This is a genomic window from Sphingomonas sp. Leaf5, assembly GCF_001421155.1.
Classification (GTDB): Bacteria; Pseudomonadota; Alphaproteobacteria; order Sphingomonadales; family Sphingomonadaceae; genus Sphingomonas.
In genome coordinates this window covers 62072-85731 of record NZ_LMJZ01000009.1, presented here as the reverse complement: position 1 = coordinate 85731, position 23660 = coordinate 62072, and the positions used below count along the sequence as shown (strand labels likewise).

27 protein-coding genes are annotated in these 23660 nt (G+C 67.1%); 17 read left to right on the top strand and 10 right to left on the bottom strand.

What is annotated here, in order from left to right:
• Nucleotides 1-138 precede the first annotated feature (138 nt).
• From arsC to aroQ, 4 genes are all read right to left on the bottom strand, one after another.
• Entirely contained in the window at nucleotides 139-474 is a 336-nt protein-coding gene (arsC, locus tag ASE50_RS08390) for an arsenate reductase (glutaredoxin) (protein WP_056398435.1), read from the bottom strand.
• Between the two features lie 151 nt (nucleotides 475-625).
• Nucleotides 626-1975, bottom strand: coding sequence for an acetyl-CoA carboxylase biotin carboxylase subunit (gene accC / locus ASE50_RS08385; protein ID WP_056398432.1), 1350 nt, complete (start codon nucleotides 1973-1975; stop codon nucleotides 626-628).
• 1 nt (nucleotide 1976) lies between these two features.
• Nucleotides 1977-2489, bottom strand: coding sequence for an acetyl-CoA carboxylase biotin carboxyl carrier protein (gene accB / locus ASE50_RS08380; protein WP_055996566.1), 513 nt, complete (start codon nucleotides 2487-2489; stop codon nucleotides 1977-1979).
• A 45-nt stretch (nucleotides 2490-2534) separates the two neighbouring features.
• Nucleotides 2535-2981: a type II 3-dehydroquinate dehydratase gene (aroQ, locus tag ASE50_RS08375; protein ID WP_055996563.1), complete on the bottom strand. Its 447-nt coding sequence runs from the start codon at nucleotides 2979-2981 to the stop codon at nucleotides 2535-2537.
• 111 nt (nucleotides 2982-3092) lie between these two features.
• Between aroQ and thiS the strand changes: the two genes are divergently transcribed.
• The 3 genes from thiS to ASE50_RS08360 all read left to right on the top strand — a co-directional run bounded on the left by thiS (nucleotide 3093) and on the right by ASE50_RS08360 (nucleotide 4866).
• Complete coding sequence (gene thiS, locus ASE50_RS08370; protein ID WP_082438912.1) at nucleotides 3093-4100, top strand: sulfur carrier protein ThiS; 1008 nt, start codon at nucleotides 3093-3095, stop codon at nucleotides 4098-4100.
• 89 nt (nucleotides 4101-4189) lie between these two features.
• A complete protein-coding gene (locus tag ASE50_RS08365) occupies nucleotides 4190-4372 on the top strand; it encodes a CsbD family protein (RefSeq protein ID WP_056398429.1) in 183 nt (60 codons plus the stop codon).
• Between the two features lie 149 nt (nucleotides 4373-4521).
• Nucleotides 4522-4866, top strand: a complete 345-nt coding sequence (locus ASE50_RS08360) for a hypothetical protein (protein WP_056398425.1) — start codon at nucleotides 4522-4524, stop codon at nucleotides 4864-4866.
• Nucleotides 4867-5346: 480 nt separating this feature from the next.
• Here the strand turns inward: ASE50_RS08360 and ASE50_RS08355 are convergent, their stop codons facing one another.
• Complete coding sequence (locus ASE50_RS08355) at nucleotides 5347-6999, bottom strand: thiamine pyrophosphate-dependent enzyme (RefSeq protein ID WP_056398422.1); 1653 nt, start codon at nucleotides 6997-6999, stop codon at nucleotides 5347-5349.
• A 127-nt stretch (nucleotides 7000-7126) separates the two neighbouring features.
• On the opposite strand from ASE50_RS08355, the gene ASE50_RS08350 reads away from it, so the two are divergent.
• The 9 genes from ASE50_RS08350 (at nucleotide 7127) to grxD (ending at nucleotide 14452) form a co-directional block, all read left to right on the top strand.
• Complete coding sequence (locus ASE50_RS08350) at nucleotides 7127-7840, top strand: CoA transferase subunit A (protein WP_082438911.1); 714 nt, start codon at nucleotides 7127-7129, stop codon at nucleotides 7838-7840.
• 224 nt (nucleotides 7841-8064) lie between these two features.
• Nucleotides 8065-8958: a 5'-nucleotidase, lipoprotein e(P4) family gene (locus ASE50_RS08345; protein ID WP_056398472.1), complete on the top strand. Its 894-nt coding sequence runs from the start codon at nucleotides 8065-8067 to the stop codon at nucleotides 8956-8958.
• Between the two features lie 4 nt (nucleotides 8959-8962).
• On the top strand, nucleotides 8963-9598 hold the full coding sequence (locus ASE50_RS08340) for a CoA transferase subunit B (RefSeq protein ID WP_056398418.1): 636 nt from the start codon (nucleotides 8963-8965) through the stop codon (nucleotides 9596-9598).
• Nucleotides 9599-10035: 437 nt separating this feature from the next.
• Complete coding sequence (gene leuC / locus ASE50_RS08335; protein WP_056398415.1) at nucleotides 10036-11481, top strand: 3-isopropylmalate dehydratase large subunit; 1446 nt, start codon at nucleotides 10036-10038, stop codon at nucleotides 11479-11481.
• A 117-nt stretch (nucleotides 11482-11598) separates the two neighbouring features.
• On the top strand, nucleotides 11599-12228 hold the full coding sequence (gene leuD, locus ASE50_RS08330) for a 3-isopropylmalate dehydratase small subunit (RefSeq protein WP_056398411.1): 630 nt from the start codon (nucleotides 11599-11601) through the stop codon (nucleotides 12226-12228).
• The gene (locus ASE50_RS08325; protein ID WP_200909502.1) at nucleotides 12191-13186 is read left to right on the top strand and encodes an NADPH:quinone oxidoreductase family protein; all 996 of its coding nucleotides are present in this window, start codon (nucleotides 12191-12193) and stop codon (nucleotides 13184-13186) included. The genes leuD and ASE50_RS08325 overlap by 38 nt, the downstream gene beginning before the upstream one ends.
• Before the next feature lie 344 nt (nucleotides 13187-13530).
• Nucleotides 13531-13854, top strand: coding sequence for a DUF1476 domain-containing protein (locus tag ASE50_RS08320; RefSeq protein ID WP_056398408.1), 324 nt, complete (start codon nucleotides 13531-13533; stop codon nucleotides 13852-13854).
• Entirely contained in the window at nucleotides 13854-14096 is a 243-nt protein-coding gene (locus ASE50_RS08315; protein ID WP_055996542.1) for a BolA/IbaG family iron-sulfur metabolism protein, read from the top strand. The genes ASE50_RS08320 and ASE50_RS08315 overlap by 1 nt, the downstream gene beginning before the upstream one ends.
• 32 nt (nucleotides 14097-14128) lie before the next feature.
• Nucleotides 14129-14452, top strand: a complete 324-nt coding sequence (grxD, locus tag ASE50_RS08310) for a Grx4 family monothiol glutaredoxin (RefSeq protein ID WP_056398467.1) — start codon at nucleotides 14129-14131, stop codon at nucleotides 14450-14452.
• Between the two features lie 107 nt (nucleotides 14453-14559).
• On the opposite strand, the gene aqpZ is transcribed toward grxD, so the two are convergent.
• From aqpZ to ASE50_RS08290, 4 genes are all read right to left on the bottom strand, one after another.
• Nucleotides 14560-15369 carry an aquaporin Z gene (gene aqpZ, locus ASE50_RS08305; protein ID WP_056398406.1) on the bottom strand — a complete coding sequence of 270 codons (810 nt, stop codon included), beginning with the start codon at nucleotides 15367-15369 and terminating at the stop codon, nucleotides 14560-14562.
• Between the two features lie 74 nt (nucleotides 15370-15443).
• Complete coding sequence (locus tag ASE50_RS08300; protein WP_056398404.1) at nucleotides 15444-15728, bottom strand: CsbD family protein; 285 nt, start codon at nucleotides 15726-15728, stop codon at nucleotides 15444-15446.
• Nucleotides 15725-17077, bottom strand: a complete 1353-nt coding sequence (locus tag ASE50_RS08295) for a mechanosensitive ion channel (RefSeq protein WP_056398401.1) — start codon at nucleotides 17075-17077, stop codon at nucleotides 15725-15727. The genes ASE50_RS08300 and ASE50_RS08295 overlap by 4 nt, the downstream gene beginning before the upstream one ends.
• A gap of 24 nt (nucleotides 17078-17101) precedes the next feature.
• Nucleotides 17102-17425: a hypothetical protein gene (locus ASE50_RS08290; RefSeq protein ID WP_235512256.1), complete on the bottom strand. Its 324-nt coding sequence runs from the start codon at nucleotides 17423-17425 to the stop codon at nucleotides 17102-17104.
• 411 nt (nucleotides 17426-17836) lie between these two features.
• On the opposite strand from ASE50_RS08290, the gene ASE50_RS08285 reads away from it, so the two are divergent.
• From ASE50_RS08285 to nadA, 5 genes are all read left to right on the top strand, one after another.
• Nucleotides 17837-18205, top strand: coding sequence for a BlaI/MecI/CopY family transcriptional regulator (locus ASE50_RS08285; RefSeq protein ID WP_056398396.1), 369 nt, complete (start codon nucleotides 17837-17839; stop codon nucleotides 18203-18205).
• Complete coding sequence (locus ASE50_RS08280) at nucleotides 18202-19818, top strand: M56 family metallopeptidase (RefSeq protein WP_056398391.1); 1617 nt, start codon at nucleotides 18202-18204, stop codon at nucleotides 19816-19818. Before ASE50_RS08285 ends, ASE50_RS08280 begins: the two co-directional genes overlap by 4 nt.
• A 126-nt stretch (nucleotides 19819-19944) precedes the next feature.
• Nucleotides 19945-20802, top strand: coding sequence for an MBL fold metallo-hydrolase (locus ASE50_RS08275; RefSeq protein WP_056398386.1), 858 nt, complete (start codon nucleotides 19945-19947; stop codon nucleotides 20800-20802).
• The gene (locus tag ASE50_RS08270; protein WP_056398383.1) at nucleotides 20787-21503 is read left to right on the top strand and encodes a DUF4230 domain-containing protein; all 717 of its coding nucleotides are present in this window, start codon (nucleotides 20787-20789) and stop codon (nucleotides 21501-21503) included. Before ASE50_RS08275 ends, ASE50_RS08270 begins: the two co-directional genes overlap by 16 nt.
• Before the next feature lie 190 nt (nucleotides 21504-21693).
• The gene (gene nadA, locus ASE50_RS08265) at nucleotides 21694-22689 is read left to right on the top strand and encodes a quinolinate synthase NadA (RefSeq protein WP_056398380.1); all 996 of its coding nucleotides are present in this window, start codon (nucleotides 21694-21696) and stop codon (nucleotides 22687-22689) included.
• A 96-nt stretch (nucleotides 22690-22785) separates the two neighbouring features.
• On the opposite strand, the gene ASE50_RS08260 is transcribed toward nadA, so the two are convergent.
• Nucleotides 22786-23625 carry a hypothetical protein gene (locus tag ASE50_RS08260; RefSeq protein WP_082438908.1) on the bottom strand — a complete coding sequence of 280 codons (840 nt, stop codon included), beginning with the start codon at nucleotides 23623-23625 and terminating at the stop codon, nucleotides 22786-22788.
• Nucleotides 23626-23660 lie beyond the last annotated feature (35 nt).

Here is a 23660-nt window from a genome sequence, read left to right as displayed (position 1 = left end):
CCCGCGCAGGCGGGGGTCCAGAGCCAAGCAGAACAACGGCCTGCGCTTGGAACCCTGGACCCCCGCCTGCGCGGGGGTACGGCAGGGGCAGGGATTAGTAGTTTCGCAGAGGTCGCGGGCGACGGGGTGGAAAGGTGGTTACAGGATGTAGTGCACCCGTTCGGGCGGACGGGCGATGACGACGCCGTTTGCCGTTTCGACGATCGGGCGTTCGATCAGGATGGGGTGGTCGGCCATCGCGTCGAGAATGGCGTCGTCGGTGGCGTTCTTCAGCGGTTTGGCTTCGGGTTCGCCGGTGCGCAGGGCCTGACGGGGGGTGAGTTGGGCGCGGTGGAGCAGCTCGGCCAGTTCTGTGCGGGTCGGCGGGGTTTTCAGATATTCGATGACGGCGACGTCTACGCCGGCGTCGGTCAGGAGCGTCAGGGCTGCGCGGGACTTCGAGCAGCGGGGGTTGTGGTAGATCGTGGCTTTCATTTGCAAATCCTCCCCGCTTGCGGGGAGGGGGACCGCCGGCGCAGCCGGTGGTGGAGGGGGATGTCCGCGTCCACCACGGTTGCGTTTGGGGCGATCCCCCTCCACCATCCTGCGGATGGTCCCCCTCCCCGCGGGCGGGGAGGATTTTACGTCAGTCGTTCTTTGCCAGCCATTCTTCGAGCCATTTGATCGTATAGTCGCCCTGCTGGAATTCGGGGTCGTCGAGCAGCGCCTGATGGAGCGGGATGGTAGTCTTCATCCCCTCGATCACGAATTCCTCCAGCGCGCGGCGCAGGCGCATCAGGCAGCGTTCGCGGGTGGTGCCATAGACGATCAGCTTGGCGATCATGCTGTCGTAATAGGGCGGTACCTTGTAGCCGGCATACAGCCCGCTATCGACGCGGACGTGCATCCCCCCCGGCGCATGGAAATGCTTCACCGTGCCGGGCGACGGCGCGAAGGTGCGCGGGTCCTCGGCATTGATGCGGCATTCGATCGCGTGGCCGGTGAAGCGGATCTGGTCCTGCCGACAGGTCAGGCCGTGCCCTTCGGCGACGCGGATCTGTTCGCGGACGAGGTCTAGGCCGGTGATCATCTCGGTCACCGGATGTTCAACCTGCAGGCGGGTGTTCATTTCGATGAAATAGAACTCGCCGTCCTCCCACAGGAATTCGATCGTGCCCGCGCCGCGATAGCCCATATCGGCCATCGCCTTCGCACAGATGCCGCCCATGCGCTCGCGGTCGGCCTGTCCGAGCACCGGCGAGGGCGCTTCCTCCAGCACCTTCTGGTGCCGGCGTTGCAGCGAACAGTCGCGCTCGCCCAGATGAATGGCGTGGCCGTTGCCGTCGCCGAACACCTGGAACTCGATATGGCGCGGGTTGCCGAGATATTTCTCCATGTAGACGGTGGCGTCGCCGAACGCCGCCTTCGCCTCGCTGCCCGCCTGCTGCATCAGCGTTTCGAGCTGGTCCTCGGATGCGCAGACCTTCATGCCGCGCCCGCCGCCGCCCGATGCGGCCTTGATGATGACCGGATAGCCGATCGACGCGGCGATCGCCTTGGCATCGTCGACGTCCGCGATCGGGCCGTCGGAGCCGGGGACGAGGGGCAGGCCGAGCTTGCCGGCGGTCCGCTTCGCCTCGACCTTGTCGCCCATTACCCGGATATGTTCGGGCTTGGGACCGACGAAGATCAGATTATGCAGCTCGACGATCTCGGCGAACTTGGCGTTTTCCGACAGGAAGCCATAGCCCGGATGGATCGCGTCCGCGCCGCTGATCTCGGCGGCCGAGATGATGTTGGGGATGTTGAGATAGCTGTCGGTCGCCGCCGGCGGGCCGATGCAGATGGCTTCGTCGGCGAGGCGCACGTGCATCGCATCGGCATCGGCGGTCGAATGGACCGCGACCGTCCTGATGCCCATTTCATGGCACGCGCGGTGGATGCGGAGCGCGATCTCGCCACGGTTGGCGATCAGCAGTTTCTTGATTTCGGGCATGTTATTCCACGACCACCAGCGGCTGGTCGAATTCGACCGGCTGGCCGTTCGACACGAGGATCTGGGTGACGGTGCCGGCGGCGGGGGCGACGATCGGGTTCATGACCTTCATCGCTTCGATGATGACCAGCGTGTCCCCGGCCGCGACCTTTTGCCCGACCGCGATGAACGGTTTCGCATCGGGATTGGCGGCGAGATAGACGGTGCCGACCATCGGCGAGGTCACCGGCGGCACGGCGCTGACCGGCGCGACGGCGGCAGCGGCCTCGATCGTGGTCGTCGCGGCGCTGGCAAGCTGCGGCGCGGGTTGCGAGGCATAGGCCGGGGCGTAGGTCGCCTGTGCGACCGGCGCATGCTTGCGCACCACGCGGACCTTGCGCGCGCCGTCCTCCACCTCGACCTCGGTCAGGTCGGTTTCGTCGAGCACCTGCGCCAGCGCACGGACGAGGTCGATGTCGACGCGCATCGCGTGGCTGGTGAACGGCGTTCCTTCGCCCTGATTGTCGTCTGCCATGGTAACCCCCAATGGTATCGCTGAGTATAAAAAACCGCGCCCTTGTCAGATGCGGGCGGCCGCTTCAAGCGCGACCAGATAGGAGAGCGCGCCGAACCCGGCCACCGTGCCGCGTGCGGCGCGGCCGACGAAGCTGACGTGGCGAAAGTCCTCGCGGGTATGCGGATTCGACAGATGGACCTCGATCACCGGGGTCTTCACCGCCTTGATCGCGTCGTGGAGCGCGATCGACGTATGGGTATAGGCACCGGCGTTGAGCAGCACCGCCTTTGCCCCGTCCGCCTGCGCCTCGTGCAGCCAGTCGACCAGATGGCCTTCGTGGTTCGACTGGCGCAGGTCGATGGCGAGGCCGAGTTCGCGGGCGCGATCCTCCAGCATGCCGGCGATGTCGTCGAGCGTGTCCGACCCGTAGATGTCGGGTTCGCGCAGGCCCAGCAGGTTCAGGTTCGGGCCGTTGAGGACGAAGACGGTGGCGGGCGTCGGTGCGGGCACGGGCGGGCAGGCTTTCGGTTGCGGGCGCTTGGTCGCGGTCCCTATATGCACCGCACCATAGCCGGACCGGGCACCCTAAGTCGAGAGAACGGCGCCCCGACAGGAGACGACATGCATAGCGACGGCACCATCAGCATCACGGTCAACGGCGATCACATGCGGGTTCGCGACGGGCTGACCATCGCCGAGCTGGCCGCGCAGATCGGGCTGGTCGCCGAAAAGGTGGCGGTCGAGCGCAATCTGGAAGTGGTGCCGCGTTCGACGCTGAAGGACGTGAAGGTCGAGGACGGCGACGAGCTGGAGATCGTGCATTTCGTTGGCGGTGGCGATCATCAGCCGGTCGCGGCGTCGGCCGATACGTGGAGCGTGGCGGGCCGCACCTTCACCTCGCGGTTGATCGTCGGCACCGGCAAGTACAAGGATTTCGAACAGAATGCCGCCGCCGTCGCGGCGTCGGGCGCGGAGATCGTCACGGTCGCGGTGCGCCGGGTGAACGTCAGCGACCCCAAGGCACCGATGCTGACCGACTTTATCGATCCCAAGAAGGTCACCTACCTGCCCAACACTGCCGGCTGCTTCGATGCCGACAGCGCGATCCGCACGCTGCGGCTGGCGCGCGAGGCGGGCGGCTGGGACCTGGTCAAGCTGGAGGTGCTGGGCGAGGCACGGACGCTGTATCCCGACATGGTCGAGACGCTGCGCGCGACCGAGGTGCTGGCCAAGGAGGGTTTCCTGCCGATGGTCTATTGCGTCGACGATCCGATCGCGGCCAAGCGGCTGGAGGATGCGGGCGCGGTCGCGATCATGCCGCTGGGCGCGCCGATCGGGTCGGGGCTGGGCATCCAGAACCTCGTGACGATCCGCCTGATCGTCGAGGGGGCGAAGGTGCCGGTGCTGGTCGATGCCGGTGTCGGACAGGCGTCCGATGCGGCGGTGGCGATGGAGCTGGGCTGCGACGGTGTGCTGATGAACACCGCCATCGCCGAGGCCAGGGACCCGGTGCTGATGGCCCGCGCGATGAAGGCCGCGGTCGAGGCGGGGCGCATGGGTTATCTGGCGGGCCGGATGCAGCGGCGGCGCTATGCCGATCCGTCGAGCCCGCTGGCGGGCCTGATATGAAGTAAGTTTAATGGAACCGGTGGGTGCGGTTGCGCTTTGTATAATCGCAATCCAACGAGGGAAACCTCGCCAACCTACAGGAGCCTTTCATGGGTGAACTCACCGACAAGCTCGCCGCCACCGGCAACAAGATCGCCGGGAACGTCAAGGAAGCCGTAGGCAAGGCGACCGACAACGAGCGTCTGGAAGCCGAAGGCGAGGCCCAGCAGGCCAAGGGCACCGGACAGGACGTCAAGGGCAGCGTCAAGGGCGCGCTCGGCGACAAGATCTGAGCCGATCCGCACCGCGTACCGCCGGGTAGTTGGCGGATGGTGCGACAGGGCCGCTCCGGGAAACCGGGGCGGCTCTTTTCGTTTTCGGAGGCGTCGGGTTGCGGCAGGCCGCGCGTTGCGGGTCGGCCGCGGACGCGATAGGAACGGGGATGGCCAGAGCGGATCGACTTGCCCGTACCGAAACGTTGCGCGTCGAGCGCGAGGGCGACTATCGCGATGCGCTGATCGCGGCACTGACGGCGGCGGCGTCGGGCAGGCAGGGGCTGTTCGATCACACCCGCGATCGCCGCACCCGCGCGGCGATCGCCCCGGTCGTCGACGAACTGGTCCAGATCGGCGAGGAGATCGACGCGATGCGCGAGCAGCTGGGGATGCCGCCCTTCGCCTTGCACCACGAATTTCTCAAATCGCGCGGGCCGGTCGGACCGCAGGCGGTCGGTGAGCGCAAGCAGGCGCAGGCATGGCTGAACCGGCTGGCGACGGATGTGGAGTAGCGTTGGGGCGGTGTGATCGAACGGTTCGATCGGAATTGCTGCCCGACGCGGGTCCGGGTGGGCCGACAGAGGTTCATGACCGTCAGGCCGGATGTGTTCGCGATCCCTGCAAAGGTCGCGATCGCTGATCCATCAGCGTACCCTCGCGCAGGCGGGGGGCCAGTGTCACAAGCGCAAGTGGTTGTTTCGCTTGGCTCTGGACCCCCGCCTGCGCGGGGGTACGGGGGGGGTCGCCTCGACGCGCGACGGTTGCAGAGGTCTCGAACTAGGGCCGATCGACCTTCAGCGATAACCACGGAATTTCGTCATTCCCGCGCAGGCGGGAATCCATAAACGCCAACGGTTCGGCTCGATCCGCGACGCTGGCGTATATGGACTCCCGCCTGCGCGGGAGTGACGAAAGGGGATGGAACGCTATTCCTTACGCGCAGCGAACTGAATGTCGATCCCGCATGGTCCGGGGTACCGCAGCGGGCGAGGTTAACGATTGCGGATGGCGGCGATCGTCGTGCTGTGGGTGATGATCTCGATCTCGGTCTTGCAGTGGAGCAGGCGGACACCGGTCCGCGCCAGCGCGCGGTCGAGGGCGGGGGCGAATTGGTCGGTCGTCTCGACGGTTTCGGACCACGCGCCATAGGCACGGGCCAGCGCCGCGAAGTCGGGGTTGTGAAGCGCGGTGCCGCTGAGGCGTGCGGGATATTCGCGTTCCTGATGCATGCGGATCGTGCCGTAGCCGCCATTGTCGACGAGGATGACGAGCAGGTTTGCTTGCGTCTGGACGGCGGTGGCGAGTTCCTGTCCGTTCATCAGGAAGTCGCCGTCGCCGGCAATCGCGACCGCCAGTTTGTCGGGTTCGCGCAAGGCGGCGGCGACGGCGGCGGGGACGCCATAGCCCATCGCGCCGCAGGTCGGGGCGAGCTGCGTGCCCGACCAGCCATAGTGCCAGTAGCGATGCCACCAGCCCGAGAAATTGCCTGCGCCGTTGCAGATGATCGTGTCGTGGCCGGAGAGGCGCTCGCGCATCGCCGCGACGCATTGGCCGAGGTCGAGGGTCACGTCGCGGGGGGCGGGGGTCGACCATGCCAGCCATTCGGCATGGGCTTCGGCAGCGGCGGGCGCGGGTTGCGTCGGCGGTTCGGCTTGGGTCAGCATGTCGGCGAAGGCGAACGGGTCGGCGACGATGGCGAGGTCGGCGCGGTAGACACGGTCGAGCTCGGCCGGGTCGGGGTGGACGTGAATCAGCGTCTGGCCGGGATGGTCGGGGGTCACCAGCGTATAGCCGTCGGTGGTGGCTTCGCCGAGGCGGGCACCGACGACCAGCAGCAGGTCGGCGGATTTGATCCGCTGGACTAGTTTGGGCGACGGGCCGTAGCCGAGATTGCCGGCCCATGCGGGCGTGTCGTTGGCGATGGCGTCCTGTCGGCGGAAGGCACCGGCGACGGGGATGCCCCATTGCTTGGCGAAGGCGGCAAAGGCGGCACCGGTCGCCTTGTCCCAGCCGGCACCGCCGACGATCGCGACCGGACGTTCGGCCCGGCGCAATCGGTCGAGCAGGTCACCGAAGTTGGCGGGGTCGAGCATCGTTTCGAGTTTCGCTAGCGGCGGGCGGTCGACCGCCACCGCTTCCTCAACCAGCATATCCTCGGGCAGCGCAATCACCACGGGCCCCGGACGGCCGGAAGTGGCGGTGCGCCACGCGCGGGCGATATATTCGGGGATGCGCGCGGGATCGTCGATGCGCAGCACCAGCTTGGCGAGCGGGGCGAACATCGTCAGGAAATCGACCTCCTGAAATCCTTCGCGGTCGCGCATTCCGCGATCGACGTCGCCGATGAACAGCAGCATCGGAATCGAATCCTGCATCGCGACATGCACGCCGATCGAGGCGTTGGTGGCACCGGGGCCGCGCGTGACGAACGCGACGCCCGGCCGGCCGGTCAGCACCGCATCGGCACAGGCCATGAAGCCGACCCCGCCCTCCTGCCGGCAGGTGACCAGATCGATCGCGGGCGTGTCGTGCAGCGCGTCGAGGACGGCGAGGAAACTTTCGCCGGGGACGTGGAAGATGCGGTCGCAGCCATAAGTGACAAGGGCATCGACGAGGATGCGGCCGCCGGGTCGTGGAGTTGTCATGGCCCCACGCTATCGCGGGCCACCGGTCGACGCCAGAGCGGGCGGCGAAGTTGAAGGGCGGTTCAGGTTCTTGACCCGCCCGGTCGACCCTGCGACATCGGCGACGCGACCAGTTGGGAGAGAGCGAGTGAACAAGCTGTACCCGAGTGCCGAGGCGGCGCTGGAGGGATTGCTCCACGACGGGATGACGATCTGCGCGGGCGGGTTCGGCCTGTGCGGCATTCCCGAACGGCTGATCGACGCGATCGAGGCGTCGGGCGTCCAGAAGCTGACCATCGCCAGCAACAATGCCGGAATCGACGGACAGGGTCTGGGCAAGCTGTTGCGCAGCCGGCAGGTCGCCAAGATGATTTCGAGCTATGTCGGTGAGAACAAGGAGTTCGAACGGCAGTATCTGTCGGGCGAGCTGGAGGTCGAATTCTGTCCGCAGGGGACGCTGGCCGAACGTTGTCGCGCGGGCGGGGCGGGGATTCCGGGCTTCTATACCAAGACCGGGGTCGGCACGCTGATCGCCGAAGGCAAGGAAGTGAAGCAGTTCGATGGCCCAAATGGACCGGAAGACTATATCCTCGAACGCGGTATTCGCGCCGACCTGTCGATCATCAAGGGGTGGAAGGCCGACGAGGCCGGCAACCTGATCTTTCGCAAGACCGCGCGCAATTTCAACCAGCCGATGGCGACCGCCGCCAATTTCTGCGTGGCCGAAGTCGAGGAAGTCGTGCCGGTCGGGTCGCTCGACCCCGATGCGATCCATTTGCCGGGCATCTATGTGAAGCGGATGATCGTCGGCGCGCCCTATGACAAGCAGATCGAATTCCGCACGGTGCGGGAGCGGGTCTGATGGGGTTGTGGTCTTTCCGTATTCCCGCGAAGGTGGGAATCCAGGATTGCGGGTCACTGCCGGCGGTACCTTTGGCTCTGGATCCCCGCCTCCGCGGGGATACGGGTGGGGGCGGGGCACTCGCCCTCTCACTGCGTCACCCCGGACTTGATCCGGGGTCCCGCTACTCTCCCGCTGTGGAAGAAGAAGCGGGACCCCGGATCAAGTCCGGGGTGACGAGTGTGGTGAGCCGCGCGCTTACCGTCGGTTTCGCTGCCTTCGCGCTGTCGGGCTGCGTCGTTGCGGTGGGCAACCAGTCCGCCGCGCCGGTCGCGCTGGCGACCGTGTCGGGCGTGCCGGCGGGGATGCAGTATCTCTATGGGTCGGGGGAGGCGGCGGCGGCTAGCCGGCAGGCCTATGCCGGGCTGGTCCGCTATGTGAACCAGTATCTGCGCGACCGGACGACGCTCCGGCGGATGCCGTTGTCGGCGGTCCTTGCCGCCAATGCGACGCTCGCGCAGCCGGCGCAGTGGCCCTGCACCGGCAAGCCGGCGGTCGTGTTCGATGTCGACGAAACCGTGCTGCTGAACACCGGGTATGAATATTCGGATGCGCGCGGCGGCCTTGGCTATGATGCCGCGCGCTGGGAACGGTGGGAGCGATCGGACGGGCGCGCGACCCGCGCCGTGCCGGGCGCGGTCGAAGGGCTGGCGGCACTGCGCGCGGCGGGGGTGACCGTGGTGTTCAACACCAACCGCAACGCCGCGACCGCCGAGTTCACCGAAGGCGTGCTGAACCGCGCGGGCCTCGGCCCCGCCAAGCACGGCGAGACGCTGTTCCTGAAGGGGGACGCGCCGGGCGGGTCGGGCAAGGATGCGCGGCGGGCGCTGATCGCCAGCCGATACTGCGTCGTGGCGCTGGTCGGCGATCAGCTGGGCGATTTCAGCGACCTGTTCAACACCGGGCTGAAACCGGTCGAGCGTCGCGCCGCCGCCGATTCGCCGGCCATCGCCCCGCTATGGGGCAATGGCTGGTTCGTGCTGCCCAACCCGGTCTATGGCACCGCGCTGGCCGGTGATTTCGACGATGTTTTCCCCAATGATCTGCGCTGGACCGATCCCGGCGCGCGCAAGGAGTAACCGCATGGCCTGGACCCGCGATGAAATGGCGGCGCGTGCCGCGCGCGAGCTGAAGGACGGATTCTACGTCAATCTGGGGATCGGCATCCCGACGCTGGTCGCGAATCACATCCCGGATGGCGTCGAGGTGACGTTGCAGTCGGAAAACGGCATGCTGGGCATCGGCCCGTTCCCCTATGCCGGCGAGGAGGACCCCGACCTGATCAACGCCGGCAAGCAGACGATCAGCGAATTGCCGCAATCGGCCTATTTCAGCAGCGCCGACAGCTTCGCGATGATCCGCGGCGGGCATATCGACCTGACCGTGCTGGGCGCGATGGAGGTGTCGGAAGCCGGCGACATCGCCAACTGGATGATTCCGGGCAAGATGGTGAAGGGCATGGGCGGGGCCATGGATCTGGTCGCCGGGGTCAAGAAGATCATCGTCGTGATGGAACACACGTCCAAGAACGGCGATCCGAAGTTCATCCCCGAATGCACCCTGCCGCTGACCGGGCGCAACGTGGTGGACATGATCGTCACCGATCTGGCGGTGTTCCAGCGGGCCGACCATGACAGCCCGTTCCGGCTGATCGAATGTGCACCGGGGGTGAGCGCGGACGAGGTTCGGGCGAAGACGACGGCCGCGTACGAGGGGTAGCCTCGCCTCGCCACGGACGTCCTTTGCGGGAAGGCTGGGGTGACGTTCGCGGTGGGCGCTGGGTAAGAAGAGGGGTTTCTTGCGGAGGCGCGGAGACGCGGAGGAAGAAGTAGCAGAATTCGTTCGCGCAGAAGCGCGAAGGGCGCAAAGCACTGCGTTTGCGATAAAGTCCGCCGCGACAACGGCGTTCGGTGCTTGCGGCAAAAGGAAGAGAGGCTTCGCCGGACAGGCGGTGACCGCCACGTCCCCAACCTCTCTGCGTCCTCTGCGCCTTTGCGCGAATTCTCTTTTCTCCCTTCGCGTCTTCGCGCCTTCGCGTGAACCAACCTTTTCCTACTGTTCCACAGGCTCGATGCGCCCTTATGCAGTCCGGGGATATCGGTAATAAAATGTCGTGCGGCCTTTTGTTGACGACTATTTTCGGTTAACGCGCGGCCATGAGCAACCGTCCGCAAACCCTGTACGAGAAGATCTGGGACGACCATGTCGTCGAACGCCGCGATGACGGCACTTGCCTGATCTATATCGACCGGCATCTCGTCCATGAAGTCACCAGTCCGCAGGCGTTTGCGGGCCTGCGCGCCGCCGGACGGCGGGTGCGGCGGCCCGACCTGACGCTGGCGGTGCCCGATCACAACCTGCCGACGACGGCACGGGTCGACGCACAGGGCAACCGCCTGCCGATCGCCGATCCGGCCAGTGCCAGCCAGCTGGCGGCGCTGGAGAAGAACGCGCCCGAATACGGCATCCGCTATATCGACGCGACGGCGGCGGCGCAGGGCATCGTCCATGTCGTCGGGCCGGAACAGGGCTTTACCCTGCCGGGAACGACGCTGGTGTGCGGCGACAGCCATACCAGCGCGCACGGGGCGCTGGGCGCGCTGGCGTTCGGGATCGGCACCAGCGAGGTCGAACATGTGCTGGCGACGCAGACGCTGTTGCTGCAGCAATCGAAGACGATGGAAATCCGCGTCGACGGGACGCTGGGCTATGGCGTGTCGGCCAAGGACGTCGTGCTGGCGATCATCGGCAAGATCGGCGCGGCGGGCGGCACCGGCTATGTCGTCGAATATACCGGCGAGGTCATTCGCGGCCTGTCGGTCGAGGGGCGGCTGACGATCAGCAACATGTCGATCGAGGGCGGGGCGCGCGCCGGGCTGATCGCGCCCGACGAGACGACCTTCGCGTATCTGAAGGGGCGGCCGATGGCCCCGGCCGGGGCCGATTGGGACCGGGCGGTCGATTACTGGCGGACGCTGCCGACCGACGCCGATGCCCGGTACGATCGCGTTGTCCAGTTGCACGCCAGCGACATCGCCCCGTCGCTGACCTGGGGCACCAGCCCCGAGGATGTCGTGCCGATCACCGGCGTGGTGCCGTCGCCCGACAGCTTCGCCGATGCCAGCAAGCGCGTCGCCGCGCAGAAATCGCTCGATTATATGGGGCTGACGCCGGGCACGCGGATGCAGGATGTACCGGTCAGCTATATCTTCATCGGCAGCTGCACCAACAGCCGGATCGAGGATCTGCGCGCCGCCGCCAGCGTCGTGAAGGGTCGCCATGTCGCGGGCGGCATCAAGCAGGCGCTGGTCGTGCCGGGATCGGGGCTGGTCAAGCGACAGGCCGAGGCCGAGGGGCTCGACCGCATCTTTACCGAAGCGGGCTTCGAATGGCGCGAACCGGGCTGTTCGATGTGCCTGGCGATGAACCCGGACAAGGTGCCGCCGGGCGAACGCTGCGCTTCCACCAGCAACCGCAATTTCGTAGGGCGGCAGGGGCCGGGCGCACGGACGCACCTGTTGTCGCCGGCGATGGCGGCGGCGGCGGCGGTGACCGGGCGGCTGGCCGATGTCCGCGAACTGGTGACGGAGCAAGGCGTATGAAGAAGGTGTTGATGGCGCTGATCGCGGGCGCGGTGCTGAGCGGAGTCGCGGCGGCTTATGCGTCGAGCGTGCGGCCGGCAGTGGCGAAGCCGGTCGTGCCACGCGACGGAGCGTAGGATGGAAGCGATCACGCAGGTCGAGGGTGGCGCCTATCCATGGGGCGCCAAGAATATCGACACCGACATCATCATCCCGGCGCACTGGCTGAAGACCACGACGCGCGAGGGGCTGGGCAAGGGCGCGTTCGAGAGCGTGCGGGCGGAAGCCGGCAATATCTTCGACGATCCGCGCTATGCCGGCAGCCCGATCCTGATCGCAGGCGAGAATTTCGGTTGCGGGTCGAGCCGCGAACATGCCGCGTGGGCGCTGGGCGACATGGGCGTCAAGGCGGTGATCGCACCAAGCTTTTCCGACATTTTCTCCGGGAATGCGATCAAGAACGGGATCGTGACGGTCGTGCTGCCGCAAGCGGCGATCGACCGGCTGGTCGAGGTGGCGAAGGATCAGCCGATCGCGGTCGATCTGGAGACGATGACCGTCACCACGCCGTATCAGGATCGCTTCACCTTCGACCTCGATCCGTTTCGTCGCCGGTGCCTGATGGAAGGGCTGGACGAGATCGGCATGACGCTGGCACAAGATACCGCGATTTCGAAATATGAGTCCGGCGCGGCGAATGCCCGACCGTGGCTCAATGGGAGAAGCGGTGATGCGGGCGTTGCTGTCGAAGGAGCCGGGCGGGCCTGATACGCTTGCGATCGGCGAATTGCCGGAGCCGGTGGCGGGCAAGGGGCAGGTCGTCGTCGCCGTCCGCGCCTGTGCGGTCAACTATCCCGACGTCCTGATCATCGAGGATCGCTACCAATTCCGCCCGCCGCGCCCGTTCGCGCCGGGGGGCGAGGTGGCGGGTGTGATCGAGAGCGTCGGCGAGGGTGTCGCGGGTTGGGCGGTCGGCGACCGGGTGATCGCGGTCACCGGCCATGGCGGGATGGTCGGGAAACTGGCGCTGCCCGCCGCCGCGCTTCACCGCCTGCCACCGGACCGCAGTTTCGAAGATGGTGCGGCGCTGTTGCTCACCTATGCCACGGCGATCCACGCGCTGGTCGATCGCGGGCGGATCGCCGCGGGGCAGACGTTGCTGGTGCTGGGGGCTGCGGGCGGGGTCGGGCTGGCGACGATCGAGCTGGGCAAGGCGTTCGGGGCGCGGGTGGTCGCGGCGGTGTCTTCGGAGGAAAAGGCGGCAGCGGCGCGGAGCGCGGGGGCGGACGAGGTCGTCGTCTACCCTCACGCGCCGCTCGACAAGGATGCGTCGAAGGCGCTGGCGGATGTGTTCAAGGCAGCGGTCGGCGGGCAGGGGGCGGACATCGTGTTCGATCCGGTCGGCGGCGACTATGCCGAACCGGCGCTGCGCAGCGTCGGGTGGGAAGGGCGCTATCTGGTCGTCGGGTTCCCGGCGGGGATACCGAAGCTGCCGCTCAATCTCACGCTACTGAAGAGTTGCGATGTATGCGGCGTCTTCTGGGGCGCGTTCGCGATGCGCGATCCGGCGGCGAATGCGGCACATGTGGCGACGCTGTTCCGGTTGTGGGACGAGGGAGCGATCGCCCCGAAGGTGACGGGGGTGTTTCCGCTGGAGCGCGGGGGTGAGGCGATCACGGCGCTGGCGGCACGTAATGTTATCGGGAAGCTGGTGGTGGTGCCGTAGATTCGGTTCACGCGAAGGCGCAGAAGAAGGTGTTTTTTCGCGCAGAGGCGCAGAGGCGCAGAGGCGCAGAGGCGTTGGGGGCGCGATGATCGCAGCATGTCTGGCGAAGCCTCTCGCCCTGTTGCCCTGAAAGCCAAAGGCCGCTGGCGCGGCGGGCGATTGCGACAATGGCCATCCCTTTGCGTCCTTTGCGCCTTTGCGCGCATTGATCTCCCTGCTCCTTCCTCCGCGCCTCCACGTGAACCCCTTCTTCTTCCGAGCTGGAATCGCCCAGAATCGAGACGCCGTTGCGCGGAACCCGGCTGCGTCCTATCTCGCGGGGGAGGGACCATTAGGGGATTGCCATGACGACGTTCGACGACCGGGAGCGCGCTTTCGAAGCCAAATTCGCCCGTGACGGGGAAATGGCGTTTCGCGTGACCGCGCGGCGTAACAAGCTGGTCGGCCAATGGGCCGCCGAACGCATGGAACTGACCCCGGCCGAAACCGACGCCTATGCGACGTCGGTGGTGCAGGCCGATTTCGAGGAAGTCGGCGACGAGGACGTGATCCGCAAGCTGATATCCGATCTGGCCGCCGCCGGGGTCGATTGTGGCGAGTCGGACATTCGCCAGGCGATGGCCGATTGCGCGGTCGAAGCCCGCCGGCAGCTGCTGGAGAGCATGTAATGCCGATGGAGGCTCAGGCGATCGAGGCGCTGATCGTCGCCGCCATCCCCGATGCGGTGGTCGAGATCACCGATCTGGCGGGTGATGGCGACCATTATGCGGCACGGGTCGTGTCGGAGAGTTTCCGTGGGAAACCGCGTATCGCACAACAGCGCGCGGTCTATGCGGCGCTGGGCGAGCGGATGGGCGGTGAATTGCACGCATTGCAACTGACGACCGGCGTCCCCACTCCACAGGCATGACGCGCCCGCCGGGCGACGAGAAGGATATGACGATGACCGACGATACCAACGCCCGCATCGATGCGGTGGTGCAGAGCAACCCGGTGGTGCTGTTCATGAAGGGCAGCCCGCTGTTCCCGCAATGCGGCTTTTCGAGCCGGGCGGTGGCGATCCTGAACCACCTGAACACCCAGTTCGAAAGCGTCGACGTGTTGCAGGATCAGGGCATCCGGCAGGGCATCAAGGCCTATTCGGACTGGCCAACCATCCCGCAGCTGTACGTCAATGGCGAGTTCGTCGGGGGGTCGGACATCATGATGGAAATGTACGAGAGCGGCGAGCTGGCCGAATTGCTGGGCGGCGACAAGGCGGCGTAAGCCACGCCCTCCGGTTCCGGACGGTCTTGCGGCTCTGTGTGGTGCCGCATGAGGAAACAGGCCCGGCCGCGTGGTGATGCGGTCGGGCCTGTTCGTGTCGAGTTGGCTTATCGTTCGGCGCGGTCGCGTTCGACCATCCGTTCGATCGGCATGTCGCCGATCGGGCCGGGCGACTGGTCGCGCGACTGGTGGGCGAAGAGCCAGCGACCGGCGAGGCCGGCGACGACCGAACCGGCCAGCGGGGCGACCCAGAACAGCCAGAGCTGCGACAGGGCCCAGCCGTCGACGAACAGCGCCGGACCGGTGCTGCGCGCCGGATTGACCGAGGTGTTGGTCACGGGAATCGAGATCAGGTGGATCAGCGTCAGCGCCAGACCGATCGCCAAGGGAGCGAACGGAGCCGCCGATCGCGCGTCGGTCGCGCCGATGATGACCAGCAGGAAGCCGGCGGTCAGCAACGCTTCGATGACGAACGCGCTGGTCATCGAATAATTTCCGGGCGAGTGCGCGCCATAGCCATTGGCGGCAAGACCGCTGGACACGAGGTCGAAGCCGGGCTGCCCCGCCGCGATCAGCGCCACGACGCCGGCCCCCAGCGTCGCACCGATCAGCTGCGCGACGATGTAGAGCGGCAGGTCGCGCGCCGGGAAGCGGCCGGCAACGGCCAGCCCGACGCTGACCGCCGGATTGAAATGGCCGCCGGAAATGAAGCCGACCGCAAACGCCATGGTGAAGACGGTCAGGCCGAACGCGAGCGAGACGCCGAGCAGCCCGATCGATCCGGGCACGTTGCTGCCCGCGGCGAGGACGGCGGCACCGCAGCCGCCGACGACCAGCCAGAAGGTGCCGAACGCTTCGGCGGCGAGCCGCCGGGCGGCGGCGACAGGACGGGGACGGATGCCGATATCGTCGGTCATGTCATGTGTCCTTACAGTGCGATGATGGCGATGGCAGGCGGGCGGGGTATCGCGGCGACCCCCGCCCTTCCCGGTTATTTGCCGCGCAGGGTGTTGATGAGCGCGATGCCGAGCACGCCGCCCAGTGCCGCCGAAGCGAACGGGCGTTCGCGGACGAACTGGCGGACATAGTCGATCACCGGGCGGATCGTATCCTCGACCACGTCCTTCGCTTCGCCATAGGTCTGCTGGACCTTGCCGCCGAGCTGGTCGGCCTCGCCCTGGCTCTGCAACGTCTTGTCGCCGGTGGCGGCACCGATGCCTTCCTTCAGCTTGCCGCCAAGGTCGGTCGCGGTTCCGGTCAGGGTGTCGGTGTTCATAGGTCGTCTCCTTGATTGAAGCGGTCGGAATAGTCCGGGCGCTCGCCGGTCGCGGCCGGATCGGCCGGACGGGCGGTGTCGCGGGCGGATTTGTCGTCCCGGTCGAGCAGCCGGGCGACCGCGCGGCGGGCCGGTTCGCGCCCGCCCAGACCGAAGGCGAGGGCGAAGGCGACCGCGACCGCACCGAACAACAGGCCGAACGCCATGTTGATGATGTCGTCGGCCAGCCCCATGAAGCGCAGGCCGATCGCGGTGCCCAGCACGATGATCGCGATCCGGACGACCGGGGCGGCGGCACGCGCCCCCCCGTCGCCGCTGCGTTCGATCGCATGGCCGATCAGACGGGCGATGACGACCGCGGCAAAGATGATGACCGATCCGAACACGACCTGTCCGAACAGTGTCAGCACTTCGGCCATGATCTGCGAACCATAGTCGAAGCTGAGCTGGCGGAACGCCTCCATCAACCCGAAGATCAGCACGGCGACGAAGACGCCGTTGCCGACCAGCTTCGATGGCCGGAACCCGGCAGTGCTGCCCGCCGAGTCGCTGGTCGCCTGCTGCCACAGCCCTGTCGCGCCGATCGCGCGGTCGAAGCCGGTGGTGCCGAGGAACTGGGTCAGCAGGCGCTGGGCGAACTTGCCGATCGCATACGCTACGGCGAGGATCAGTGCGGCGGCGATGACATGCGGGATGGCGTCGAGGATGATGCGCAGCATCGCCGTCGCCGGTTGCGAGATCGCGGCGATGTTCAACGTATCGAGCGCGGCGATCGCCACCGGAATGATTATGAGCGCGAAGACGATCGCACCCAGCGTCCGGGCGAGCATCGCCGGATCGGCGGGCGTCGCGTCGCCAAGGCGCGACGACAGCCGTTCGACATGGCTGGCGGTCACGACCGCCTCCACGGCCTTGCGCGCGACCTTTGCAAGGACATAGCCGAGGAAGAAGATCAGGCTGGCCCCGATGATGTGCGGCACCGCCTGGCCAAAGCCGCGCAGCATGTCGCCGAGCGGGCCGGTCGCGCCGGTCAGGCCCAGCGGCTGGACGGCGAGGAACAGCGTGACCAGCAGTACGACCCAATAGGCGGCGTCGCCAACCTGTGCGCCGATGCTGTCGGGATGGCGTTCGCCATGGCCCGGTTCGTTGGCGTGACGCGCCAGCGGGGTGCGGTTCACCAGCTTGGCGACACCCCATTTGATGCCGCGCGCGATCAGCCAGCCGACACCGAGGATGACCAGCGCGGCAAGGATGCGCGGACCCCATTGTCCGGCGTAGAAAAGCAGTTGCGAGCCGAATTCACGGCCGTGCGACACGACGGTGCCGCCCGCATAGGTTACGTCGTTCATGACGATTTCCAATATGGTAGGGCGTCAGAGCGCCGGCGGATTGGTGAGGACGCCGCATCCGGCAGCGGCGCGAGCGACTTCCAGCGGGACCTTCGGGTCCTTGACCGCAGCGGCGGCGCGGACGAAGTCGCTGACGGTCAGCCGGCCGGGCGTGGTGTCGCCTTCGCGGGCGGCACGGGCAGCGCGCCCCAGTTGCTGCAACTGGCCGAGCGACAAATTGGCTTCGAGCCGGTCGCCGACGCATTGCGACTGATCGGGCTGGAACCCATAGCCTTCCAGTGACGACGCGATCCGCGCCGACGGGTTTACGCAACCTGACAGCGACAATCCTATTGCCGTGGAAGCCACGACAATGCTTGCGATCCGCATGATATTTCCCCTGTAGAAGCGGAATTAACCATGCTGAACTTGGATGTATCCCAGGTACATATGCACTATAGTACCAAGTACATCGGCGAAACTGGCGGAATATTGCGGTTTCCGTGCCGGAAAGCGGCGGGTGCGACGCGGTTTGGTACGGTATCGCCGGACCCGGGTGGGCGGACCGGCAGGGGCCGGCCCGCCCGATTGAAGCGCGAACGCATCGGGTGCCGGTAACCGTGCAGGTCGCGTGCCAGTTCCGGAAAATGCCGATTTCGGCGGGGCGGTGCGGTTAATCCGGCTCCACCACGGGTGCGAAGTGTAAGCCGTTCCGACAGGTTTGGAAACGCCTGTAAATTACACTTGTAAACGTTACGACCACGGGTGTAGTCAACATTCATGGCCGAACGAATCAGCGATGCCGAGCATGCCGTCATGGAAGTGCTCTGGGACAAGAACCCGCTCACCGCGCAGGAGGTGGTCGAACGTGTTGCCCCGCTGCGCGATTGGAGCGCGAACACCGTCAAGACGCTGCTCGGCCGGCTGCTCGCCAAGGACGTGATCGGCGCGGAGGAGGATGGGCGGCGCTACCGCTATCGCCCGCTGGTCGCGCGTGAGGAATATGTCGCGGGGGAATCGCAGAAGTTCATCGACCGGTTGTTCGGTGGCAGCCTGACCCCGCTGGTCGCGCATCTGGCCGAACGCGACCAGTTGAGCGCGAAGGAAATCGACGAGATCGAGGCTCTGTTAAAGGCGCTGAAACAATGATCGGATGGGCGGTGGAAACGATCGCGGCGGCGACGCTGCTGATGTTGCTGGTGCTGATGCTGCGCGGTCCGGTCGCGCGGCGGTTCGGTCCGCAAGCGGCCTATGCGCTGTGGGCGCTGCCGGCGCTGCGCATGATCCTGCCGCCGATTCCCGATGCGTGGCGGCCGGTCGATATCGCGCCGATCGGTGCCGCGACCGAGCCGGGCTTCATCATGCTGGGCGTGCCCGTCGCCGAGGTGCCGGCACTGCCACAGGGCTGGGGCATGGCCGATGTGCCGCTGGCAATCATCGCCTTGTGGTTTCTGGGCGCGGTCGCGTTCGTCACCTGGCATGTCGTCCAGCATCGTCGTTTCTGTGCGAAGGTGCTGGCGTCGGGGCGGGCGAAGGGGGTGGCGAACGGCCACGTCAAGATGATCGAGACGCGCCATGCCGCCGGGCCGCTCGCCTTCGGCGTGGTGCACCGCTACGTCGCGATGCCGGTCGATTTCCGCGAACGCTATGACGAGCGCGAACAGGCGTTGGCGCTGGCGCACGAGCTGGGCCATCATGCGCGCGGCGACCTGCTCGCCAACTGGGTCGCGCTGGTCGTGCTGGGGTGCCACTGGTTCAATCCGGTCGCGTGGCGCGCTTTTCGGGCCTTCCGCGCCGATCAGGAGATGGCGTGCGACGCGATGGTGCTGGCCCGCGCCACGCCCGGCGTCCGCCACGCCTATGCCACCGCCATCGTCAAATCCGCGCATGGGCAGGGGCTGTCGGCCGCCTGCCACCTGCACGGCGTCCATGAACTGAAAGGGAGGCTTGTCATGTTGTCGAAGCATCGGGTGATGTCGCCCGCCACCAAGCGGATCGCCGGGGGGGCGACGCTGGCGCTGGCCGTGCTGGGGCTGGGGATCACCGCGTCGGGGACGCAGGCGGCCGAGACGCTGCGCGGCAAGATGGAGGATGCGACGGGCGTCGAGATCGCAGCAGTCGAGGAGAAGGCGGCGGCGGTGCTCGCCCCGGTCGCGGCGATCGTGCCGGCACAGGCGGCCCCGGCGCAGCCTGCACTTCCGGCTGGGCCGGCTGGGCCAGTCGCGGTGCCGCCCGTCTCCCCGGTTCGCGACGGGCAGGTCCGCAAGATCGTGATCCGTCAGATCGGCGAGGACGACAAGGTGCTGAGCGAGAGCCTGACCGAGATTCCCGAGATCGCCAATGCCAATTGCGGCATCGGCGGCACGCCCGGCGGCAACCGCGAGACCACGATCACCCGTACGGAGAACGGGCGGACCAAAATCATCGTCTGCAAGGACCGGGTGCGGCAGATCGCGACCTTCGCCGCCCGCGACGCAGCGTTTGCCGAGCGCTCCGCCGCCTTTGCCGAGCGTCAGGCCGAAGCCGCCAGTCGCCGGGCGGCGACCGCCGGCATCCGTGCCGAGGTACAGGGTGCGGATGCCGAGCGCCAGGCGGCAGTGGCGGCCGCCTCCGGCCTGCGCGCGGCAATGGCGGGGTTGAAGGCGGCGCTCGTGTCGATCGATGCCGACCTGAGCCTCTCGGCCGAGCAGCGCCGGGAAGCCGTGGCTGGCATTCGTGAAGGCATGACCGAATTGCAGGCCGAGATGGACGACAAGGATTAACCGCTTCCCCGAACGTCCTGCCCCGTTCGTTCGGTGGAAAGGGGACCGGCCGCTTTACCGCGGGCCGGTCCCCATATCGTTTGCAGCGGTTGCATAACCGGGGGGGCACCGCCATCTGCCGAGGCAATGGCCGAATTTCCCCCCGGTATCGCCCAGCCGCTCGAACCGCTGGTGACGCGCGTGCTGGCGCGCAATGCTTCGCCCTACACCCATAGCGGTACCCAGAGCTTCGTGGTCGGCGGCACGGGGGCGGTGGCGGTGATCGATCCGGGGCCGGTCGACGACGTCCATCTCGACGCGATCCTCGCAGCGGTCGGCGGGCGCGAGGTCGCCGCGATCCTGTGTACCCACACCCATCGCGATCACAGTCCGGGCGCGGCACCGCTGGCCGAGCGGACCGGCGCAGGGATCATCGGCTGCGCACCGCTGACGATGGACGATGCGGGGCCGCGTTCGGATGCAGCGTTCGACATCGATTATCGCCCCGACCGGGTGCTGGCCGATGGCGAGGCGGTGGCGGGCGACGGGTGGACGCTTGTCGCGGTGGCGACGCCGGGCCATACGTCGAACCACCTCGCCTTCGCCTTGCCCGAAAGCGGTGCGCTGTTCAGCGGCGACCATGTCATGGGCTGGTCGACGACGATCGTGTCGCCGCCCGATGGCGACATGGGCGAGTACATGGCGAGCCTGTCGAAGCTGCTCGAACGCGATGATCGCGTCTATTACCCGGCGCACGGTGACGTCGTAGCGACGCCGCAACGGCTGGTGCGCAGTATGCTCGGCCATCGTCGACAGCGTGAGGGGCAGATCGTCCGGGCAATCGAACGCGGCATGCACGACGTGCCGACGATGGTTTCGGCGATGTATGTCGGACTGGCACCGGGGCTGGTCGGTGCGGCGCAGCGGTCGGTGCTGGCGCATCTGATTGACATGGAGCGGCGTGGATTGGTGATGCAGGAGGGCGCGACATGGCATCGCAGGTGAGGCCACAGGCGCTGCGGCTGGTCGTCGCGGTCGTCGTGCTGCTGGCATTGGCGGTCGGCGGTTGGCTGCTGTGGCAACGCTATGAAGAGCGCTATACCGTCACAACCGAGCCGGACAGCGGGCAGGCGGTGACGCGGATCATCACCGCGCGGCTGTCGGGGGCGAGCGCGCTGAAGGTCGCGTCGTTGTCGGGCACGTTGCAGGCGACGGCGAGCGATGTCCGCGGCTTTGGCTGGCTGCGGTCCGATCAGGTGGTCAAGATGCCGTATTCGGTCGATTATTTCGTCGATGTCGGCGGGATCGGGGACGGGCAGCTCAGCTGGTCGGCCGATACCCGGACGCTGGTGGTCGATGCGCCCGAGGTCACGGTGGCGCGGCCGAACGTCGACGAAGCAGCGCGGACGCTGATTCAAACGAACGGGTTGTACGTCACGCGCGAGGCGGCGGCGGCGCTGTCGCAGCGGGTGTCGTCGGTGGCACAGACGCGCGCCGAACGCGAGGCGCGCAGTCCCGAGCGGCTGGCGCAGGCGCGTGAAATGGCTCGCGCCGGGCTGGCCCGGTTGCTGGCCGCGCCGCTGGCGGCGGCGGGCGAGCGGAATGTGCGGGTCGTGGTGACCTTTCCGGCCGAACGGGCGGTTCGGAACAACGAGCGTTGGGATGTTTCGGCGGACCCGGCCGAGGTCGTCGCCAATCGACGGTGACGTTTGCTCCCCTCCCTGACAAGGGAGGGGTTGGGGGTGGGTAGACCGGTTGTAGAGCGTTTCCGTTCCCTCGCGGGCCGACCCACCCCCGGCCCCTCCCTTGTCAGGGAGGGGAGGCGCTTGTCTCGACACAGGAGCGACTTGCGGCGAACGGGTCCGCGACCTACGGGCAGGTTCACAGGAGACGACAATGAACGCGCGCACCGACATGCCCACCGGCACCGACCTGCTGGCCGAGATCGACCGGCTGCGCCGTGAGCGCAATGCCGTCATCCTCGGCCATTATTACCAGCGGCCCGAGATTCAGGACCTTGCCGATTTCGTCGGCGACAGCCTCGACCTCAGCCGCAAGGCGGCGGCGACCGATGCCGATGTCATCGCGTTTTGCGGCGTGCGCTTCATGGCGGAAACGGCCAAGATCCTGTCGCCCGACAAGACGGTGATCCTGCCCGACATGGATGCCGGCTGTTCGCTGGAGGACAGCTGCCCGCCCGACCAGTTCGCGGCGTTCCGGGCCAAGCATCCCGACCATATCGCGCTGACGTACATCAACTGTTCGACCGAGGTGAAGGCGCTGTCCGACATCATCGTGACGTCGTCGTCGGCCGAAAAGATTCTGGCGCAGCTGCCGGCCGATCAGAAGGTGATCTTCGGTCCCGACCGCAATCTGGGCGGGTATCTGATGCGCAAGACCGGGCGCGACATGTTGCTCTGGCCGGGGGTGTGCATCGTGCACGAGGCGTTCAGCGAGACCGAGTTGCTGAAGCTCAAGGCGCAGCATCCCGGCGCACCGGTCGCGGCGCATCCCGAATGCCCGGCGATCATCCTCGACCATGCCGATTATGTCGGGTCGACCAGCGGCATCCTCGCCTATGCCGCCGACTTCCCCGGCGACACGCTGATCGTCGCGACCGAACCGCACATCATCCACCAGATGGAAAAGGCGTTGCCGAACAAGCAATTTATCGGCGCGCCGGGTGCGGACGGCAACTGCAACTGCAATATTTGTCCGTATATGGCGCTCAACACGCTGGAGAAGCTCTATATCGCGCTGCGCGACCTGTCGCCGCGGATCGAGATCGAGGAGGGCTTGCGCCAGCGGGCCAAGGTGTCGCTCGACCGGATGCTGGCGATGGCCAGCGGCACGGTGGGACTGGGCGATCTGGGACCGCTGCGCGCGGGGTGACGCCGGCGTAGCGCCACGGGTGCCGGATGCCGGGTCGTCATGCCATCGGCGGTACGGGCCGGCGGCTATCCCCGCCGGTGCGGGAGCGGTCGCGATTCACACGCGGGCCCGGTTCCGGATTTCGTCCGTCGCGCGCGGCACCCCGCGGCCCAGCCAATGGGCGAAACCGCCATTGCGCAGGCCGGTGATGGTGCCGATCAGCACCAGCAGCGTGGCGATCACCACGCCGATCGCGACCAGCGCCGATCGCTGGCCGCCCGATCCCCAGATCGCCGACAGCGCCCAGAAGAACACCAGCGCATAGGGTGGGCAACCCCGGCCGGCGACCAATGCCGCCGACGCGATCGCGCCACCGACGACCACCACCGCCGCGGCGATGAACGGCGTCTCGCCGCCGAAATAGACGCCGTGCGCGCGCAACGTCGCGGTGATGTTGACGATCGATGCGACGGTCAGCCAGCTGGCCAGTGCGGTCAGCGGCAGGACCGCGCACCACCGCTCCCCGGTGGTGAAGCCCGATGGCCATGCGGCGAGAATGCGATAGCTTTTGAGCAGGCACAACAGCGTGAACAGGATGATCGCGACCGACGGCACACCCAGCCCGGCGACCTGCACATAGGCCGCCCATAGCGCGTTGCCGAAGAACGCGCCGGCGGCGGGGCCGCGCAACCGGGCGATCAGCGCATTGTCGCGCTGGGCGGGCAGCGCCTGATACAATGCGAACACCAGGGTGCCGGTATAGAGCGCCCCCCAGATCGCGAACGCCCATCCGGCCGGCGTGACCAGCGTGCGGACGGCGTTCGACTGGTCGCCGATTGTCCGGCCGATGCCGATCATCGGCAGCAGGGGGGTGAGGATCTGTGCGCAGGCGCAAACCAGAGGGAGCAGGCGCGACGTAAAGGATACGTCGGCGACATCAGGGGATTGCGTCGTCATGGCGAGCAAACTCGCAACATTATATTCGGTTGCCA

Excerpts from the sequence above, each read along its gene's own strand:
- arsC (WP_056398435.1), bottom strand. The coding sequence starts at position 474 with ATGAAAGCCACGATCTACCACAACCCCCGCTGCTCGAAGTCCCGCGCA.
- accC (WP_056398432.1), bottom strand. The coding sequence starts at position 1,975 with ATGCCCGAAATCAAGAAACTGCTGATCGCCAACCGTGGCGAGATCGCG.
- accB (WP_055996566.1), bottom strand. The coding sequence starts at position 2,489 with ATGGCAGACGACAATCAGGGCGAAGGAACGCCGTTCACCAGCCACGCG.
- thiS (WP_082438912.1), top strand. The coding sequence starts at position 3,093 with ATGCATAGCGACGGCACCATCAGCATCACGGTCAACGGCGATCACATG.
- ASE50_RS08365 (WP_056398429.1), top strand. The coding sequence starts at position 4,190 with ATGGGTGAACTCACCGACAAGCTCGCCGCCACCGGCAACAAGATCGCC.
- ASE50_RS08360 (WP_056398425.1), top strand. The coding sequence starts at position 4,522 with ATGGCCAGAGCGGATCGACTTGCCCGTACCGAAACGTTGCGCGTCGAG.
- ASE50_RS08355 (WP_056398422.1), bottom strand. The coding sequence starts at position 6,999 with ATGACAACTCCACGACCCGGCGGCCGCATCCTCGTCGATGCCCTTGTC.
- ASE50_RS08340 (WP_056398418.1), top strand. The coding sequence starts at position 8,963 with ATGGCCTGGACCCGCGATGAAATGGCGGCGCGTGCCGCGCGCGAGCTG.
- leuC (WP_056398415.1), top strand. The coding sequence starts at position 10,036 with ATGAGCAACCGTCCGCAAACCCTGTACGAGAAGATCTGGGACGACCAT.
- leuD (WP_056398411.1), top strand. The coding sequence starts at position 11,599 with ATGGAAGCGATCACGCAGGTCGAGGGTGGCGCCTATCCATGGGGCGCC.
- ASE50_RS08325 (WP_200909502.1), top strand. The coding sequence starts at position 12,191 with ATGCGGGCGTTGCTGTCGAAGGAGCCGGGCGGGCCTGATACGCTTGCG.
- ASE50_RS08320 (WP_056398408.1), top strand. The coding sequence starts at position 13,531 with ATGACGACGTTCGACGACCGGGAGCGCGCTTTCGAAGCCAAATTCGCC.
- ASE50_RS08315 (WP_055996542.1), top strand. The coding sequence starts at position 13,854 with ATGCCGATGGAGGCTCAGGCGATCGAGGCGCTGATCGTCGCCGCCATC.
- grxD (WP_056398467.1), top strand. The coding sequence starts at position 14,129 with ATGACCGACGATACCAACGCCCGCATCGATGCGGTGGTGCAGAGCAAC.
- aqpZ (WP_056398406.1), bottom strand. The coding sequence starts at position 15,369 with ATGACCGACGATATCGGCATCCGTCCCCGTCCTGTCGCCGCCGCCCGG.
- ASE50_RS08300 (WP_056398404.1), bottom strand. The coding sequence starts at position 15,728 with ATGAACACCGACACCCTGACCGGAACCGCGACCGACCTTGGCGGCAAG.
- ASE50_RS08295 (WP_056398401.1), bottom strand. The coding sequence starts at position 17,077 with ATGAACGACGTAACCTATGCGGGCGGCACCGTCGTGTCGCACGGCCGT.
- ASE50_RS08285 (WP_056398396.1), top strand. The coding sequence starts at position 17,837 with ATGGCCGAACGAATCAGCGATGCCGAGCATGCCGTCATGGAAGTGCTC.
- ASE50_RS08280 (WP_056398391.1), top strand. The coding sequence starts at position 18,202 with ATGATCGGATGGGCGGTGGAAACGATCGCGGCGGCGACGCTGCTGATG.
- ASE50_RS08275 (WP_056398386.1), top strand. The coding sequence starts at position 19,945 with ATGGCCGAATTTCCCCCCGGTATCGCCCAGCCGCTCGAACCGCTGGTG.
- ASE50_RS08270 (WP_056398383.1), top strand. The coding sequence starts at position 20,787 with ATGGCATCGCAGGTGAGGCCACAGGCGCTGCGGCTGGTCGTCGCGGTC.
- nadA (WP_056398380.1), top strand. The coding sequence starts at position 21,694 with ATGAACGCGCGCACCGACATGCCCACCGGCACCGACCTGCTGGCCGAG.
- ASE50_RS08260 (WP_082438908.1), bottom strand. The coding sequence starts at position 23,625 with ATGACGACGCAATCCCCTGATGTCGCCGACGTATCCTTTACGTCGCGC.